The sequence below is a fragment of the Bacteroides sp. CACC 737 genome (genome assembly GCF_013874375.1).
Classification (GTDB): Bacteria; Bacteroidota; Bacteroidia; order Bacteroidales; family Bacteroidaceae; genus Bacteroides; species Bacteroides uniformis.
Window position 1 is genome coordinate 1,743,703 of record NZ_CP059408.1, and the last position, 18,875, is coordinate 1,762,577.

Genomic DNA, 18,875 nt, shown 5'->3' on the forward strand with positions numbered 1-18,875 from the left:
TTTGTCTTCGGAAGCTGCACTTCATAACTTCCCCTTTTAATTTTAAATTATTAATTCTTAATTTTCAACGCCATGCTGACTTTTCCAAATGCCAAAATAAACCTGGGACTGAATATCACAGAGAAGCGTCCGGACGGATACCATAATCTGGAAACCATTTTCTATCCGGTTCCCATAGAAGATGCTTTGGAAATAAATATCTTGAACGAAGGAAACCGAAAGTTCCGTCTGCATCAGGCAGGTCTGGAAATTGAGGGAGAAGCAGAGAGCAACCTGGTAGTGAAAGCCTACAAGTTGCTGGACGACCAATTCAACCTTCCTCCGGTAGACATCCATCTCTTCAAGCATATTCCCTCGGGAGCCGGACTGGGTGGCGGTTCGGCCGACGCAGCCTTCATGCTGAAGCTTCTGAATAATAAGTTTGAACTCGGACTGCCGGATGACACTCTGGAAGAGTATGCCGCCAAGCTGGGTGCCGATTGTGCCTTCTTCATCAAAAACCGTCCGACTTACGCAGAAGGTATCGGAAACATATTTTCTCCCCTTCCCCTCTCACTGAAAGGATATCGGATATGGTTGGTGAAGCCGGACATTTTCGTCTCTACACGGGATGCCTTTGCAAAAATAAAACCGCATCATCCGGAAATGTCTCTGAAAGAAATTGCCCAACTTCCCGTTGAAGAATGGAACGGACGAATGGTCAATGACTTTGAAGAAAGCGTATTCCCCCAATTTCCCACTATCGGAGAAATCAAGGAAGAGATGTATCGGCAAGGAGCTGTATATGCCTCCATGAGTGGTTCGGGGTCATCTGTTTACGGATTATTCAAGGAAGATGCCGTATTGCCGGAAGTGGATTTCGGAGAAAAAGCTTTTGTATACAAAGGCCGGTTCACTGATGTTTAAAAATGCATCAACCAATATACTGATTTCCGGAAACAAAAACACAACAAGGTTGTTCTTACAGAAAACTCAAAACAACCTTGATTATGAAAAAGTTCAAATTCGGTATTCTGGCAGGACTACTTGTCTTGCTGTCAGTGTCCGCTTTTGCGGAAGGACGTCTTCCCGTAAATATACAAACAGCTTTTCAAAAGCTCTATCCTCAAGCAACGGATGTGGAATGGGAGCAAATGGCCAGTTGCTACGTGGCAGAATTTATTGCAGATGGTCAGGAAGTTGATGTCTGGTTCAATAAACAAGCGGAGTGGGTCATGACTGAAACGGATGTAGAGTCACTGGAAAAAGTGCCGGCTCCCGTGGCAGAAGCATTCATGAGCAGTACAATGGCCGGCATGAAGTTAAGGGACGTAAGAATCATCACCTTTCCCAAACATCCCACAGTGATTATAATTGAGGTGGAACAATACAATTCCGATGAAGAATTCCAACTGTTCTATGCTCCGGATGGAAAACTATTACAAAGCCTCGATGTAACAGAACTTGGAGGAGAGATCTATCCCGGACTCTTTTTCAATGATTAATACTGACGATTGGTGATTTGTCGATGGTATCCATTCATCAACAAATCACCAATCATTCATCACCAATCATTAATATACCTCTACCCTATCAGCAATACGCTTCGCTTTGTCGCGCAACGTGTCAAGATCACTGTCAAGAGGTGCATAACACAGCACTACACCCATACGGCGGTTTACGCGGGTAGTAGGCTTGCCAAAAATACGCAGATAAGTATCCTCTTCTTTTGTAACCTCTTCCATGCCACGATAATTGGGACGTTCCTGACTGGCTATCGGAGAGAGGATGACAGCACTGGCTCCTATACGATCCTGCTTGATGCCAGGGATAGGCAGACCAAGCACCGCACGACAGTGCAATTCAAACTCATTCAGATTCTGGGTTCCGGCCAGGGTTACCATACCCGTATCGTGCGGACGTGGAGAAAGTTCGGAGAAATAGACACCGTTCTCATGGCTGAGAAAGAATTCCACTCCCCACAATCCGGCACCGGTCAAGGCACGGGTCACTTTCTCTGCCATATCCTGCGCCTCCCTTAGATGGGCAGGGTCAATATGGGCAGGCTGGAAGCTTTCACGATAGTCCCCACCCTTCTGCACATGGCCGATAGGCGGGCAGAACAAGGTCGGGCCATTCTTCTGCGTTACGGTGAGCAATGTTATCTCACTGTCGAACTTGATGAATTCCTCAATGATAAGTTCTTTTATGTCTCCACGGCTACCATTACAGCCATATTCCCAAGCATGCTCTAATTCGTCGGCACTCTTTACGAGAGACTGACCTTTGCCGGAAGAGGACATCAGCGGTTTCACCACGCATGGGAAACCTATCTTTTCAGCTGCAATTTTCAGTTCATCCAGAGATTTGGCATAAAAATATTTAGCTGTTTTCAGTCCCAACTCTTTAGCTGCAAGGTCGCGTATAGCCTTACGGTTCATAGTAAAGTTCACAGCGCGTGCACTGGGCACCACTTGAATGCCTTCTTTCTCGAAATCGTACAGACGTTCCGTACGGATAGCCTCGATTTCCGGAACAATGATATCCGGCTGGTGTTTGCGTACCACGCGTTCCAAAGCATCTCCATCAAGCATGCTGAATACTTCACATTCATCTGCCACTTGCATGGCAGGCGCTCCGGCATACGAATCGCAGGCGATAATATACTGACCTTTGCGTTGGGCGGAAATTACAAACTCCTTGCCCAGTTCACCAGAACCCAACAATAAAATCTTTTTCATCCTATCTATTTATTTACTATTTGACAATTTTCAATTTACTATTCAACACTATACAATCAGACGATTTACTATTCACCATCCGCTACCCGATTACAGCACAGCCAATAGTAAATAGTAAATCGTCTAATAGTAAATTCCTTTATTGGTGCTGTTCTCTCAACAAATCATTCACCGTCTTTACCGGATTGAATGTAGTCAGAGGCACTTCTACAAATACAGTATTCCAATCACTCATGGCGCCGTTCCACAAACCGGGAAGTTCAAGCGCCTTCAGGTCCTTGCCGTTCTTGGACTTATAGGAGATGAACCCCGTGGCTTTATCCACATACTTCACAAGATTGAACTTATGTCCTTTATAGTCACGTACAGCGCAAACCAAATCCACCGGATTGAAATGGGTACCCTTTTCAAACATTTCCTTCTTTTCCGGATCGTCCATATCAATCTGCGAACTTTCCAGAATCTGCAGAGAGATAGTACCGTCACTGTTGTATGCCAAGAACGGACCTCCACCTGGTTCGCCTACGTTCTTCACCATACCGCAGACGCGCATCGGACGGTTCAGTTTTTCTTTCAGGTATATCACCAGTTCGGCATCTTCCAGATTCTTCGTCTCCGGGTTCTTGCAATAGAGTTGCTTCTGCAGGAATTGCAGGATTTCAAGAATTTGTTCGTGTGTATATTTCCCGCTTTCAAGCAACTGCAAATAGGCAAATACCTTCTGCTGCAAAGCTACCAGTACACCGGCAATCAGCTTTTTATATAATACGGTGTCACCCTTCAGTTTGTCGGGTACCACATTGTCGATATTCTTTATGAAGATAATATCCGCATCAAGGTCGTTCAAGTTTTCAATTAATGCACCATGACCGCCCGGACGGAACAAAAGTTTGCCATTGTCACGGAACGGTTTGTTTTCCATATCGGCAGCAATGGTATCAGTACTCGGTTTCTGTTCCGAAAAGGTGATGTTATAATCCACCCCGTACTTCTTAGCATAAGCGGCAGCCTTTTCGTCCACCAAAGCCTTGAATAAGGCACGGTGTTCGGGCGAAACCGTGAAATGTACATTCACTTTACCATTTTTATTGACAGCATACAAGGCCCCTTCTACCAAATGTTCTTCCAACGGCGTACGGCTACCGTCTTCATACTTATGGAACTTCAGCAGTCCTTTGGGCAGCGCACCATAATTCAGTCCGGCCCCTTCGAGCAAGGCTGCAACAACCGCCTTGTAGTTTCCGGCAGCAAGCAGAGCCGATATATCCTTTCCGGCAGTTCTCCGGCAAGCGGTATTCAGGTCGTCATAGAAGGCAAACTTCTCTATATTCTCAAAGAAAGTCTTTTCAAAGCCTGTCTGGGGGGCATCATAATCTGCTCCAAGAAACTCAAACAAGTTTTTGAACATACGGCTAGCAGCACCCGAAGCCGGTACAAACTTCACTACCACCTTATCGGTCTGTGTATATGCCTCCCAAGCGTCCAGGTATTTCTTCTGTTCATCCGTATCCGGAGCCAATATCCCCTTCTCTACAGAAGCAGCGGCAGACAGTTTCAAGTATGGAAAACCCTTTTCAAAACAAGCCAACTGTTCGGCTATTTGTTCTTCGGAGATGCCTTTATTTTCGAGCAACTCTTTGTCTTGCGGTGTTATCATAATATCTTGTTTTATTAATTCATGCCCAAAAATACAAAAAAAGCAGAACTGCCGTCAAGAAAATGAAGAAAAAACTTACCTTTGAAGCATAAAATACGGACGATTATGGAAACTGATGAATTTTTCACTACTAAAGAGAAAGATTTACTCTTCTCGCTCTACCGCAAACTGTTGCAACTTTCCGGAGAAACCCTCCAGAAGGGGGACTGCAAAAAGCTGAAAACACATCTTATCAACACTATACAGAACAACCGTATCCAGCGTGATATATTCGGTTTGAATCCCGTTATCAAAGATATGCAAACGGCTGTCATCGTAGCGGAAGAAATTGGCATGAAGCGCGCCTCCATTCTGGGGCTCATGCTGCACGACTCCGTGCGCTGCGGTACTTGCACCGCCCAAGAAGTAGAGCAAATTTATGGCGAGGACGTGGCAGGCATCATCCGGGGATTGATACGTGTAAACGAACTTTATTCCAAAAGCCCTACCATCGAGTCCGAGAATTTCCGCAACTTGTTGCTGACTTTCGCCGAGGACATGCGTGTCATTCTCATTATGATTGCCGACCGCGTAAACATCATGCGGCAGATAAAAGATTGCAAGAACGATGAAGCCCGCCGGCAGGTAGCCAACGAAGCGGCCTATCTCTATGCGCCCCTTGCCCATAAGCTGGGTCTGTATAAATTGAAGTCGGAACTGGAAGACCTCTCGCTGAAATATACCGAAAAAGAGGTTTACTATCATATCAAGGACAAGCTGAACGAGACAAAGGCATCACGCGACAAGTACATCGCCTCTTTCATTGCACCGGTACAAAAGAAACTGGAAGACGCCGGACTAAAGTTCCACATTAAAGGACGCACCAAGTCTATCCACTCCATCTACCAAAAAATGAAGAAGCAGAAATGCCCCTTCGAAGGCGTGTATGACTTGTTTGCCATCCGCATTATTCTGGACTCTTGCCTGGACAAGGAGAAACTGGAATGTTGGCAGGCCTACTCCATCGTAACAGATATGTACCAGCCTAACCCGAAACGGCTACGCGACTGGCTGTCCGTACCTAAAAGCAACGGATATGAGTCACTGCACATCACCGTGATGGGTCCCGAAGGCAAATGGGTGGAAGTACAAATACGTACCGAACGCATGGATGATATTGCCGAACGAGGCCTGGCCGCCCATTGGCGATACAAAGGAGTGAAAGGTGAATCTGGTCTTGACGAATGGCTGACTTCCGTACGCGAAGCCTTAGAGAGCTCGGACAGCAACGGACTGGAAACGATGGACCAGTTCAAACTGGATTTGTACGAAGACGAGGTATTTGTATTTACCCCGAAAGGCGACTTGTTCAAACTTGCTAAAGGCTCCACCGTGCTCGATTTTGCTTTTCATATTCACAGCAAACTAGGTTGCAAATGCATCGGTGCCAAAGTGAACGGCAAAAATGTACAGTTGAAGCAAATGCTGCATAGCGGTGACCAAGTAGAGATAATGACATCGAATACGCAGACACCCAAGCAGGACTGGCTGAACATCGTAACCACCTCTAAGGCGCGTACCAAAATACGCCAGGCGTTGAAGGAAATGGCTGCACGCCAGCACGCCTTCGCCAAGGAAACCCTGGAACGCAAGTTCAAGAACCGGAAAATAGAGTATGATGAAGGAACCATGATGCGCCTCATCAAGCGCCTCGGCTTCAAGGTAGTGACAGACTTCTACCAGGCTATTGCCGATGAAGTGCTGGATGTCAACGAGATTATAGACAAATATCTTGAACAGCAAAAACGGGAAAACGACACACGTGACGATATTGTCTACCGCAGTGCTGAAGGCTATAACCTTCAACAAGGCATACCGGAAGAGATAGGTACTAAAGAAGATGTACTGGTCATTGACCAAAATCTGAAAGGATTAGATTTCAAGTTGGCACGCTGCTGCAATCCCATCTATGGAGATGATGTATTCGGCTTTGTCAGTGTAACGGGAGGTATCAAGATACACCGTTGCGATTGTCCCAATGCCAGTGATTTGCACTCACGTTTCGGCTACCGTATCGTGAAAGCACGCTGGGCCGGAAAGTCACAAGGTACACAGTACCCCATCACCCTGCGCGTAGTGGGACACGATGACATCGGCATCGTGACCAACATCACTTCCATCATTTCCAAAGAAACGGGTATTACCTTGAGAAGCATCGGTATTGACTCGCATGACGGGCTGTTTTCCGGAACGCTGACCATCATGGTAAGCGACACGGGACATTTGGAAGCACTTGTCAAAAAACTAAGGACGGTAAAGGGAGTGAAACAAGTTTCAAGGAATTAAATGACAACGATAATCCATGAAGTACGACTTTAAAAAGCAGTTGCGCAGTTTCGGATATGCCTGGAAAGGTATCCGGTGCTGCATAGGAAAAGAACAGAACCTGAGCTTCCATCTGATTGCCACAGTGGTTACGGTGATTGCCGGATTCTTATTGGAGATTACCCGGATCGATTGGATGATTGTTATTCTTTGCATCGGAGTGGTGATAGCAGCTGAACTGTTCAATAGCGCCATTGAAAAGCTGGTCGACCTGGTTTCTCCGGAACGACATCCCATTGCAGGGCAAGTAAAAGACATAGCCGCCGGAGCAGTATTGGTATGTGCTGCAACGGCGGCCATTATAGGATTGATTGTATTTATCCCTTACCTCACCCGCTTCTTCTTATAATAAGGATAGGTCAGCAGCACAAAGAAAAATACGGCAAGCATAGCAGCAACAGATGCCACATGGTATATCTGTACTCTGTCCATCAGGTGGCAAGCCACAGCCATGCCCACCAGCAGCCCTGCTTCCATAAACAAATGGCAAGTGGTGTTTGCCGTTCCACGCTGGCAGTGGTGCGACAATTTGACAAACATCTTCATGAACGGGACTGTAATGAACACCAGTACAGCCAATGCCGCCAATGACCAATAATCGCCCACAAACATCAGCGGTAGCAATGCTCCCGGTACAAAAGCAATCAGCAGCATATTGATGGCAGGTACCCATGCACGCGGCAATAAGAAACGGTCCATATTGCACAGCGACACGCCTATCGGAGCACGGAAAGCCACATATACCCTCGATGCGAAAAATATGCTGGCCAGTCCGGCCGCTACGGACAGATAGGTCACCATACGGAAACCATACATCTTATACATTCCAATGCCCAACATAACACCCACCAGCATGCCCAAGCATGCAGCCCATGCATATACCATGTTTCCTGCACTGCGGCGTGTGGAAGTCGTTATGTCGATGGCCACCGTAATGCCCGCTGTGGTTGCCAGCCCGAAACATACTCCCTGCACAGCGGCAAGCAGCAGAAATTTCGTATAACCATCCACAAAGGCATATCCCAGAACAGCCGCCAGCATAATGAGTGTGGAGTAAAGGAGCACGTGCTTCCTTTTATATTCATCGACCAGATAGGCATGAAAAGGACCGACAGCAAACATGGCCACCGCAAAAACCAGAAACATGCTGCCCGCCTGTCCGACGGAAACACCCAACTGCTCTCCCATCACAAAAGGGAGCAAAGGAAAAAGCATATAGACGGATATGTACAGCAACAGATTTGCCGTACACATCCGCCAAAAATTGAGTGTCATAAGTTTGTTAGTACTGTTCTTTCTCATTCGGGAAATCTAAGTTCTTCACATCAGATACATAACGGCTGATGGCATCCGTCATCACTGTATGCAGGTCAGCATAGCGACGCAAGAAACGAGGACGGAAACCGTTATTCATACCCAGCATATCCTGAACCACCAACACCTGGCCGTCCACATCGCCACCGGCACCGATGCCGATAACGGGTATAGTCAACTCACTGGCCACTCGGGCAGCCAATGCGGCGGGAATCTTCTCCAATACCAGTCCGAAGCATCCGGCTTCTTCCAACAAATGCGCATCGCGTACCAGTTTCTCAGCTTCAGCATCATCCTTGGCACGGACAGTATATGTTCCATACTTATTGATGGATTGGGGCATCAGTCCGAGATGTCCCATGATAGGAATACCGGCGCTAAGGATACGTTTCACCGTACCGATGATTTCCTCGCCTCCCTCCAGTTTGAGGGCGTCGGCATGGCTTTCTTTCATAATACGGATAGCGGAAGCCAATCCCTCCAGTTCGTTGCCCTGATAAGAGCCGAAAGGCATGTCGACGATGACCATAGCACGCTTCACACCGCGAACCACGGATTTGCCATGATAAATCATCTGGTCGAGCGTGATGGGAAGCGTGGTGACATTGCCTGCCATTACATTGGAAGCGGAATCTCCCACCAGAATCACGTCTACACCGGCACCGTCTACAATCTGCGCCATAGTATAGTCATAAGATGTCAACATTGATATCTTTTCGCCTCTTTGCTTCATTTCAACAAGGCGATGTGTAGTCACTTTACGAGTGTCGTCTGAAATATAACCCATGATAGTATTTACAATTTGGCAATTTACAATTACTCAATTTAATTTTCGGCGCAAAGGTAATCCTTTTTCTGATTACTTGTACAATTGAGTTAATTTATCGTAAGTGAAACCCTGAAAGTCATCCAATACATAATGACACAACGAGGCTATGTCTTCACGGGAATTGGTGGTTGCCAACCCTATAACGGTAGCTCCTGAAGCCATGCCGGCTTTCAGCCCGTTGAAGGAATCCTCGAATACATATGTGGTGTCGGGAGTTGTGCCGAAAACCTCCATACCCAACAGAAAACAATCCGGTGCAGGCTTGGAAGCCGTAAACATCTCGGCCGTAAGGATACGGTCGAAAAGAGTCTTTATTTCGGGATGAACCCGATAGACAGCTGCCATCTTCGCTTCGTTGGAGCTGGTCACTACGGCAGTCTTCACCTCATTCCGGTGTAGGTCGGCAATGAAGTCAAGCACTCCGGGAATAAAGTCGAATGACATTTCCTGTTCAAAGCGGTTCAACCGTTCTGTAATTTCAGTCTGCTCCTTCACCATGCCCGGAAAAAAGGTGTCATAAATATAGACCAGCGTCTGGCCCTTCACTTTACCTTCAATATCATCCATACCCAAATACTGCTTTCCCATTTCATGCCAGAAGTGACTGTACTGTGTCTCCGTGTCTACCACCACGCCGTCGAAATCAAAAAGTACGGCGGTTGCTTTTGTTGTGTCCATAAACTTTCTTTTACCTAAATCTGTTAATACCAAAACACTATAGTGCACAAAGGTGAGAATAATCTGCGAACCAAACAAATATTTCTTATCTTTGCACTCCTTAATTGACTCATATCAAATGAACAACCCGCATATATTAGGAACCGAGCGCATTGGCAAACTGCTTGTGCAGTATTCCATTCCGGCCATTATAGGCATGACGATTACTTCGTTGTACAACATCATCGACAGCATTTTCATTGGCCATGGCGTAGGTCCCATGGGCATTGCCGGACTTGCCATCACCTTCCCTCTGATGAATCTGGTCGTAGCTTTCTGTACGATGGTATCGGCAGGCGGCTCTACCATTTCATCCATCCGGCTGGGACAGAAAGACCTGGACGGAGCTACCGAAGTCCTGGGAAACACACTGATGTTCTGCCTGGTCAATGCATTCATATTCGGCGGCATCTCATTCATATTCCTGGATGATATTCTGCGCTTCTTCGGTGCCAGCAATGATACGTTGCCATATGCCCGCGACTTCATGCAGGTGATATTACTGGGTACCCCCGTCACTTATACCATGATTGGCCTGAACAATATCATGCGTGCCACGGGATATCCCAAGAAAGCGATGCTTACGTCTATGGTAACGGTAGTCTGTAACATAATCCTCGCTCCCATTTTCATCTTCCAATTTGACTGGGGAATACGGGGAGCTGCAACGGCAACGGTCATCTCGCAGTTCATCGGCATGGTGTGGGTAGTAAGCCATTTCCTGCAAAAGACAAGTGTGGTACGTCTGCAACGGGGGTTCTGGAAGATGAAAAAACGCATCATCAGCAGTATATTATCCATCGGTATGTCACCGTTCCTAATGAATGTTACGGCATGTGTCATTGTGATTATCGTAAACAACAGCCTCCAACAGTACGGAGGCGATATGGCCATCGGGGCATATGGCATTATCAACCGGCTGCTGGTACTCTATGTAATGATTGTATTGGGGTTGACGATGGGAATGCAACCGATTGTAGGCTATAACTTCGGTGCGCAAAAACACGACCGTGTGAAGGCTACCCTGCGTCTGACCATCATTGCCGGAGTATGTATCACCAGTACAGGTTTCCTTATCTGCGAATTGTTCCCCCATGCCATATCTGCCATCTTTACCAGTGATGAAGAGTTGATAGATATTGCTTCCAGAGGCGTGCACATTGCCGTAGCCATATTCCCGCTGGTAGGCGCACAGATTGTCATCGGCAATTTCTTCCAAAGCATCGGGAAAGCGAAAATCAGTATCTTCTTATCGCTGACACGCCAATTACTGTATCTGTTGCCGGGACTACTGATATTCCCGCATTACTTTGGGCTGGACGGCATCTGGATATGTATGCCGGTATCGGACTTCTTTGCTTTTGTAACGGCTGTTATAGCTTTATGGATATATAATACCCGATTATCTGTCAAGAGTAGATTTACGAAAGATTAACGGTGGATCCCGGAAAACACATCATCCATACACCCCAAACGCATGATGTGTTTACCTTGAGCAGGCCATCCAAGTGGGAAAATATCTTATTCACTCTTGATGCTCTTTACCGGATTTTCGTTGGCAACATGCCATGATTTCATCACTACACATCCCACGATAAATGCAAGCAACAAAAAGCCGATACTGATATATCCGACGATAGGCAGTAGTACCACATCACTAAACTGACTGATCCAGATTTGCCCTACCTCATAAGCTCCAAGTGTTCCAAGCACTACAGACGGTATGGCAATCCAAAGCACATCACGCGACAGCAATCGCAATATACCGGATGTTTCCGCTCCATTCACCTTACGAATGGCAATCTCTTTGGAACGTAAACGTATTTCATCATCCACATATCCCACCAGCCCCATTAAAATGATAAAAAGAATGGTGACAGATGCCCATAAAGTGACATCGCGGAAGACACGTACAGATTCGGCATAATTGCCCAACATTTGCTCCATAGAACGGAACACAAGGTCATCTTGTGGATATAGACGGCTCATTTCCTCATTCAGTCGGCGCAGGTTGTCATCAAACGGTTCTTTAAGACGGGCTTCCAGACAAAATGCGGTACCTTCAAACCATTCTATCATAACGGCTTCACTGTCGTTGGTACAGCCGACAAATGCAAAACTATCCAACAAACCTACCACCGTACCATAATCATTCACCTGCTTGCCAATGGGGCTGTCCGTCCAATGCATTTTCTCACAGAACGTGCTGTTGACCAGCAGTTGGTGTTTTCCTGTGAGGTTATGTCCCTCTTTCAATTTCAAACCGATAAAAGGCAAGTAGTCACTATCGAACCACGAATTACGCGGATAGAACATCTCGTTGCCTTGAGCGTCAAGTATCGGGCGATTGGCTCCAAAGCCCGTTATAGAGCGTTCGGCCGAGGCAACCGCCTCTACATAGGGCAAGTTACGAAGTTGTGTACGTAACAGATCTGCATTCACTTTTCTCTGGAAGATAGACACTACACGTTCCGGTCGCCAACCACGGTCGCGCCCTACCATATAGCGGTATTGCAAGAACACCATCAGCATCATACCTATAATGAATGCTGCACCCATAAACTGTACGAAGAGCAATACCCGCTTCCATCCCCTGCGGCCGGAAGTGTAACGCCTGAATACTTGCGTCACGGGAATACGGGCAAAGAGCATGGCAGGTAAGCATCCTCCAAAAACAAACAAGACCGCCACTACCGCCAAAGGCGCATATAAATGCTGCCAATCGAACAATACGGCAAGAGGGACTGCCGCCAACTCCTCCATCCGCTCATGGAAGACATAAACCAATATTCCGACTACCAACAATGCCGCACTTATTACTATCGCCGTTTCCACCAGAAACATACAGAAGATACTGCCACCTGATGCACCACTACATTTATGTACGCCTATCGCTTTGGCACGTTGTGTCAACGAAGAAATGGAAATCAATACATAATTCAACGTCGTGGTGAAAAGTAACACAGCACCCAAGAAAAACATAATCCAAACCATTTTGCGGACTTGCGCTTCACCCAGATGCACACTGCGGATAGGTACAATATGGACCGACAGTTCCAGCCCGCTATCCGATGGCAAGTGCCGTGCGACAGCCGCTGATATCCGTTCGTTCAACCAATCGGCATCTTGCGGACTGCGTAACCGAACGAAACCGTCATAATTCCCACCACTCTGCCATCCCATTCCCCACTGCGTGTACTTCTCTATATTCGAGAAAGACACAACTGCTTCGGGACGCTTATACAAAGAAGTATTCAAAGGAACATCCCGAAAAATACCTTTAACAAGCAAAGTAGCTTCATGCCCCCAGAAATCGTATGACACAGTCTTACCTATGGGATTTTCATCACCAAATACCTGCCGTACTGCCGTTTCTGAAAGGAAAACTACATCTGGATTCGCTAAATCCTGCGGATTTCCTTTTACTACATCCAAACCGAGAACAGAAAAATAGAGCGTATCAGCAATCACTGTCTTCAATTCCAACGGACGGTTACCCAACTTATAATCGTCATCGAATAGTGAACAACTGACCGTAGCCCCTTGCACCTTATCTGAAAATTCTTCAGCTATAATGCCAGGAATCGGAATAATGGTGTAGAAACTCTCTCCTCCTTCCAATACACCATTCTTCATCCAACCCGTCTTCACAATATAAAGGTTATCCGGATCATGATAAAAGCTATCAAAATTCAACTCGAATGCAATCCGCGCAAATAGGAATACGGACATCAACAGTCCCAATGCTAACGATACGATTTTAATGGCATTGGTCCCCTGTCTATGCAATAAACTTTGCAATGTATAATAAATGTGACTACTCATCATAATTTCCTGAAGTTATTCTTTATTCACTCTTGATACTGTCTACCGGATTCTCATTGGCAATCCGCCATGCCTTGAATACTACACAACCGATGATGAGCAATAGTACAATGCATGCAATAAGCAAGAATCCGCAGATACCAAAATCCACTCCCTCCACAAACTGCTCTATCCAGACACCGCCTATATACCAGGCTCCCAGCCCTCCAAGAAAAACGGCCGGCAAGGATATCCAGAATATATCCTTCGAGAAAAACCGGAGAATGGATGACGCTTCCGCACCATTCACTTTACGGATGGCAATTTCCTTGCTGCGGCGTTGTATCTCGTCATTGATGTAGCCAATCAACCCCATTAACGTAACAAAAAGGATGGTTATGGCAGCCAGTAAAGCTGCATTACGGAAATCCGTGACGGTACTGTTCTGGTCGTCAATGACCTTTTGGAACGAGGAAAATACAATGTCACGGGTGGGAAACAGCTTTTCCATGTCTTCATTCAAACGCTTGAGGTTATCGTCAAAAGGCTCTTTCAGACGTAATTGGATGTTTCCGGAAAATCGGTCAAGATAAGTTGCATACATAGGTTGCACCGCCACATAAGCGGCATTGGATGTGGCAAAGTCTTTCAGTACACCTACAATATTGCCCGCTATGCGATCGCCGTTGCGCACTTGCCTGCCTATCGGTTTATCTTCCCAATGCATCATTTTCAAAAATGTTTCATTGACCAATATCTGCCCAGGAGCATCCATATTCTTGCCTTCCGCAAATTCCAACTTCATAAACGGGGCATAGTCCTTGCCAAATTCCACCCAACGCATGCTCATCCACTGCCCGTTATCAGTCGTAACCCCTTCTCCGCTCAATCCGTCTGTAAGAAGATTACTGCTACAAGCTCCATCTTCCACATAAGGCAAAGAAAGCATCACACTACGATTGGCATCGCTTTCCGCATTCGAGTCAAAGGATACGCCCGAAGCATAAGCCACCCGGTGGTAATCGAATCCACGTTCTTTATTGGTGATGTAATGGCTCTGCATAAGCACCAGCCCCAACAAGCCGAAAATAAAGGAGGTACCGGCAAACTGCACAAACAAGAGCGGACGTTTCCAGCCTTTCTTGCCTTCGGTGTACCGGCGGAAAACCTGCGTCACCGGAATGCGGGCAAAAAGCTGCCCGGGCAACATGCCGCCTATCATAAACAAAATGACTATCACTGAAAGCGGTGCCCAAATGTTTTCCCAAGAGAAAAGACCGGCAAGACTAACGTCGAGCATGTCCTCCAACGGCTCACGGAAATTAAATAGAAGCAGCGCTACAAGCAGCAAGGAAAAAAGCATGATGACTCCGGTCTCCCATAAGAACATACCGAAAATAGTTCCCGTATTTGCCCCACTACATTTATGTACGCCTATAGCTTTGGCACGACGGTTCATGGCTGAGATGGAAATAAGCACATAATTCATCGCCACAATAAAAAGTATGGCGGTTCCCAGCGTCAACAGAATCCATACCATACGCATGGTACTGATACCAAATTCCATACGGTAGTCCCTTATCGGAACCAGACTGATAAATACATCATCGCTCTTGCGCACCTGCTCGGCAAGTTTCTCTATTCGGGTGTTCACATCGTCCAGTTGCACCCCCGGGCGCAGACGGACAAAGGACATATAGCTGTCTCCACCTCCCCATCCCCAGTATCCCCAATGATGCTTGAAGGAGGTAGCCAAAGACATCACGACACCACTTCCATAGAAACTGGAGTTTTCGGGAAAATCCTCAAAAATGCCCTTCACGGTCATTGGCATCTGTTTGTTATAGACCACCGTCTGCCCGATGGGATTCTTATCGGCAAACATGCTGCCGGCCAGCTCCCTGCTGATGAAGACTACCTCCGGATTATTCAGCTCGCGAGGGTCTCCACTGACAACATCAATGCCCATAGTGGCAAAGAAACAAGAATCGGCCGTCATGGCATTGGTCTGGAAACGGCGTTCATTGGCAAACCAAGCCGAATTGCTCCACCATTGCTGAGTGACGGTAACACTCTCCACCTCGTCAGGCAGGTTTTCTGCAATAGTACCAGCCACCGGTCCAAGAGTTATGTGCGAAGGATGATACTCGTTGTTGTAATACCATACTGTTTTGACAAGACACAAACGTTCATGGTCCTTGTAGCAGGTATCATAATTGAGCTCGAATGCCTGACGGGAAAAAATGAGGATACTGACTGCCAACCCCAGTCCCAGAGAAACAATCTTGATGAGGTTGGAGCCTTTTCCTCGTATCAATGTCTGGAGAGTGTAATATAGTTGTCTCATGGAAGTTGTTTTAAAAGTCCGTTACAAATCCTGCGCTGCCACACTTGCCACCACACTACCGTCGAAAAGATGTATCGTGCGGTGTGCAAACGAGGCGTCGTGCTGGCTGTGGGTCACCATAATAATCGTAGTACCCTCTTTATTCAACTCTGTCAACAGATTCATCACCTCAGCTCCGTTCTTGGAGTCCAAGTTACCGGTAGGCTCATCGGCGAGTATCAGCTTGGGATTGGTTACGACCGCACGGGCTATCGCCACACGTTGCTGCTGACCGCCGGAAAGCTGTTGCGGGAAGTGTTTGGCACGGTGGCTGATGTTCATTCTTTTCAGTATATCCTCTACCATACGCTTACGTTCACCCGCCTTTACGCCAAGATACGTAAGGGGAAGTTCCACATTCTCGTAGACGTTCAGTTCGTCTATCAGGTTGAAGCTCTGGAACACGAATCCCAGTTTCCCCTTACGTACGCGTGTACGTTCCTTTTCTTTCAAGTCTGCCACTTCCTGGCCGAGTATCTTGTAACTGCCCTCAGTAGGATTGTCCAGTAGTCCCAGAATATTCAGCAAGGTGGATTTGCCGCAACCGGACGGCCCCATAATGGCTACAAACTCTCCCTCCTTTACATCGAGGTTTACGTGATTCAATGCTACCGTCTCTACTTCCGAAGTACGGAATACTTTGCTGATGTTGTTAATCTCAATCATGATATTTAATGTTTTAATATTGTTTTATTCGCTCTTAATACTATTCACCGGATTCTCGTTCGCTATCCGCCAGGACTTCCAAAGTACGCAGGCTACGATAATCACCAAATTGACCATCACTACCAGTACGTATACTGCCCAACTGATGGGAATACGCTCCGCAAACTGTTCCATCCACATTCCGTTGACATACCATGCCAATACCGTACCGATGACAACTGCCGGAGCCGCCACCACAAGTATATCCCTCGACAGCATTTCCAAGATACCGGAAGCCTCTGCCCCGTTCACTTTACGGATGGCAATCTCCTTACTGCGGCGGCGCACCTCGTCGGTGGTATACCCAATCAGCCCCATCAGCATGATGAAGAACATGGTCACTGCCGCCATCAAAGTGGCATTGCGGAATACACGGACAGAATTATAGCTGTTCTCTATCCTTTTCTCATAACCGGTAAAGTCAATGGTCTGGTCATGGAAAGCCTCGGCTACATCGTGGTTCAACTTCTGCAGATTTTCGGTAAAGGGTTCTTTCAAACGAACATGTACCGTTCCATAAAAATTCTTGTTCCCACGGGCTATGAAAGGCATCTTCTTGGTTCTGAAACTCTCTATCTGGAAATCCTTCAACTGCCCTACGACCTTGAATGTATTCCCTTCGGTATATACCGTACGGCCCACGACGTCGTCTCCCCAACGCATCATCTCGGCAAAGGTCTCGTTCACCACGACTTCCTCTTTATCGCGCGCCATACGTCCCGTCTTCATAGTCATGCCCATCAAAGCAGGAAAGTCCTCGCGCATGAAATAAGAAGAACGGCAAGAGAAAAGTGCCTGCCCGCTCTCACTATGAATCATCGAACCGCTATATCCGCTAATGGGCGTACTGTTGGCGCTGGACACCGCTTCCACGTAGGGCAATCCCTTGAAAAACTGATAAGCCGCGTCACGCGTCGCTTCATTATCCCAGTAGGCATTGCCTATGGCTATCTGCTTGGGATTATACCCCATATCCTTTTTCAGTACATACTGATATTGCGACATCACCACACACATCAATCCACTGATGAATGCCACGCCTGCAAACTGGACAAACAGCAACGGACGCTTCCACCCCTTTTTCCCCTCGGTATAGCGGCGGAACACCTGCGACACGGGAATACGCGCAAAGAGCCGGCCCGGCAACACGCCTCCCACTATAAACAGCAGAAGCACTACCGACAACGGTACCCAGATACGCTCCGGAGCCAACAAGGTGGAGAGCTTTACAACGACCGTGTCTTCCACAAAATCGCGGAAGTTGAGCATTATCAACGCCATCAGCAGCAATGCCGCCACAATGATGATACCCGTTTCCAGCAAAAACATGCTGAAAACCGTGCCACCGCTCGCACCGCTGCATTTATGTACGCCTACCGACTTGGCGCGGTAGCTCAAAGAAGAAATGGAAATCAGCACATAGTTCAACGCCGCAATGAAAAGAATGGCAAAACCAAGAATGCTCATGATGACACGCATCCGCTGCACATCATCATAATTGCGGTATGTATCACGGATGGGCTGCACAAAAGCCGTGTAGCCGTACTCTTTCTTATCTTCTGCCGGGCGATATTTGTCTATCATGGCATCAATACGCGCATTGACAACAGATTTGTCGGCACCGGGACGAAAACGGATAAACTCTACCCAACTGTCTCCCCCGCTCCACGAGTAGTTATTCCAGTTGCGGCTCCACAAGGTAGGCATCGAGATAACCGCTTCCGGATTGATTGTGGCGTTCTCAGGCAAATTGGCATAGATTCCCTTCACCGTCAGGTCAAACTGATGGTCATAATTAAGCGTTTTCCCTATGGGATTCTCCTCACCGAACACTTTCCTTGCAAAGCGTTCACTCAAGAAAATAATATCCTTCTGCACCAAGTCCTTTTCGGGATTGCCGTTCAGGACGTCGATGCCCATAGTACGGAAGAACAGCGAATCGGCTGCAATCTTCCTGTCATCAAGACGCACGCTTCCATTGTAAAGAGGAGCAGATACCATAGACGTGCTCAAACTTACTGCCGACTCCACCTCTTTGGGGAAGTTCTCCAAAATGGCCCCTGCCACGGGACCGCAATTCCACTCCTGAGGCTCAAACTTCTCTCCTTTCACCGAGAATATCGACCATACCTGATACAAGTTATCATAATCCTTGAAGCAAGTGTCAAAACTCTGTTCATATGCCACGCGGGAGAAAAGCAGAATACTCATCGTCAATCCCAATCCCAAAGAAATGACCTTGATGATATTCGAACCACGTCCCCGCAGCAAAGTCTGAATTACATAATAGATTTGTTTCATTCCGTTTATCGTTTATTAGATATATTTTCTTGCTTTCTATATTGCAGAAAGCGTGCCAAAGAATGCACAAACCTGATT

General features: G+C 47.0%; 14 protein-coding genes. 5 read left to right on the plus strand and 9 right to left on the minus strand.

What is annotated here, in order from left to right; translation table 11 throughout:
• Positions 1-72 precede the first annotated feature (72 nt).
• Positions 73-906 carry a 4-(cytidine 5'-diphospho)-2-C-methyl-D-erythritol kinase gene (ispE, locus tag H1A11_RS07560; protein WP_117600873.1) on the plus strand — a complete coding sequence of 278 codons (834 nt, stop codon included), beginning with the start codon at positions 73-75 and terminating at the stop codon, positions 904-906.
• An 83-nt stretch (positions 907-989) separates the two neighbouring features.
• Complete coding sequence (locus H1A11_RS07565) at positions 990-1,484, plus strand: PepSY-like domain-containing protein (RefSeq protein WP_117600874.1); 495 nt, start codon at positions 990-992, stop codon at positions 1,482-1,484.
• A 69-nt stretch (positions 1,485-1,553) separates the two neighbouring features.
• On the opposite strand, the gene purT is transcribed toward H1A11_RS07565, so the two are convergent.
• Both purT and H1A11_RS07575 read right to left on the minus strand, forming a co-directional pair.
• Positions 1,554-2,720, minus strand: a complete 1,167-nt coding sequence (purT, locus tag H1A11_RS07570; protein WP_117964552.1) for a formate-dependent phosphoribosylglycinamide formyltransferase — start codon at positions 2,718-2,720, stop codon at positions 1,554-1,556.
• A 139-nt stretch (positions 2,721-2,859) separates the two neighbouring features.
• Positions 2,860-4,377, minus strand: a complete 1,518-nt coding sequence (locus H1A11_RS07575; RefSeq protein ID WP_117964551.1) for a DUF4301 family protein — start codon at positions 4,375-4,377, stop codon at positions 2,860-2,862.
• Between the two features lie 105 nt (positions 4,378-4,482).
• On the opposite strand from H1A11_RS07575, the gene H1A11_RS07580 reads away from it, so the two are divergent.
• Together H1A11_RS07580 and H1A11_RS07585 are read left to right on the plus strand one after the other, a co-directional pair.
• Positions 4,483-6,702, plus strand: coding sequence for a bifunctional (p)ppGpp synthetase/guanosine-3',5'-bis(diphosphate) 3'-pyrophosphohydrolase (locus tag H1A11_RS07580; RefSeq protein ID WP_181757967.1), 2,220 nt, complete (start codon positions 4,483-4,485; stop codon positions 6,700-6,702).
• Between the two features lie 16 nt (positions 6,703-6,718).
• A complete protein-coding gene (locus H1A11_RS07585) occupies positions 6,719-7,090 on the plus strand; it encodes a diacylglycerol kinase family protein (RefSeq protein WP_117600877.1) in 372 nt (123 codons plus the stop codon).
• Here the strand turns inward: H1A11_RS07585 and H1A11_RS07590 are convergent.
• From H1A11_RS07590 to H1A11_RS07600, 3 genes are all read right to left on the minus strand, one after another.
• Positions 7,066-8,043 (minus strand): MFS transporter, encoded by a 978-nt coding sequence (locus tag H1A11_RS07590; RefSeq protein WP_117964549.1) that lies wholly within the window; start codon positions 8,041-8,043, stop codon positions 7,066-7,068. The two genes, H1A11_RS07585 and H1A11_RS07590, sit on opposite strands and share 25 nt — an antisense overlap.
• On the minus strand, positions 8,024-8,845 hold the full coding sequence (gene panB, locus H1A11_RS07595) for a 3-methyl-2-oxobutanoate hydroxymethyltransferase (RefSeq protein ID WP_025832138.1): 822 nt from the start codon (positions 8,843-8,845) through the stop codon (positions 8,024-8,026). Before panB ends, H1A11_RS07590 begins: the two co-directional genes overlap by 20 nt.
• Before the next feature lie 69 nt (positions 8,846-8,914).
• The gene (locus H1A11_RS07600) at positions 8,915-9,562 is read right to left on the minus strand and encodes an HAD family phosphatase (protein ID WP_138346353.1); all 648 of its coding nucleotides are present in this window, start codon (positions 9,560-9,562) and stop codon (positions 8,915-8,917) included.
• A 118-nt stretch (positions 9,563-9,680) separates the two neighbouring features.
• On the opposite strand from H1A11_RS07600, the gene H1A11_RS07605 reads away from it, so the two are divergent.
• Positions 9,681-11,036 (plus strand): MATE family efflux transporter, encoded by a 1,356-nt coding sequence (locus H1A11_RS07605; RefSeq protein ID WP_181757968.1) that lies wholly within the window; start codon positions 9,681-9,683, stop codon positions 11,034-11,036.
• 86 nt (positions 11,037-11,122) lie between these two features.
• Here the strand turns inward: H1A11_RS07605 and H1A11_RS07610 are convergent, their stop codons facing one another.
• From H1A11_RS07610 to H1A11_RS07625, 4 genes are read right to left on the minus strand one after another with little or no spacing between them, the layout of a single operon-like run.
• Complete coding sequence (locus H1A11_RS07610) at positions 11,123-13,426, minus strand: ABC transporter permease (protein WP_181758084.1); 2,304 nt, start codon at positions 13,424-13,426, stop codon at positions 11,123-11,125.
• A 22-nt stretch (positions 13,427-13,448) separates the two neighbouring features.
• Positions 13,449-15,752 carry an ABC transporter permease gene (locus tag H1A11_RS07615; protein ID WP_181757969.1) on the minus strand — a complete coding sequence of 768 codons (2,304 nt, stop codon included), beginning with the start codon at positions 15,750-15,752 and terminating at the stop codon, positions 13,449-13,451.
• Positions 15,753-15,773: 21 nt separating this feature from the next.
• Positions 15,774-16,457: an ABC transporter ATP-binding protein gene (locus H1A11_RS07620; RefSeq protein ID WP_174646841.1), complete on the minus strand. Its 684-nt coding sequence runs from the start codon at positions 16,455-16,457 to the stop codon at positions 15,774-15,776.
• Positions 16,458-16,481: 24 nt separating this feature from the next.
• Positions 16,482-18,797 (minus strand): FtsX-like permease family protein, encoded by a 2,316-nt coding sequence (locus H1A11_RS07625; protein ID WP_181757970.1) that lies wholly within the window; start codon positions 18,795-18,797, stop codon positions 16,482-16,484.
• Positions 18,798-18,875: the final 78 nt, after the last annotated feature.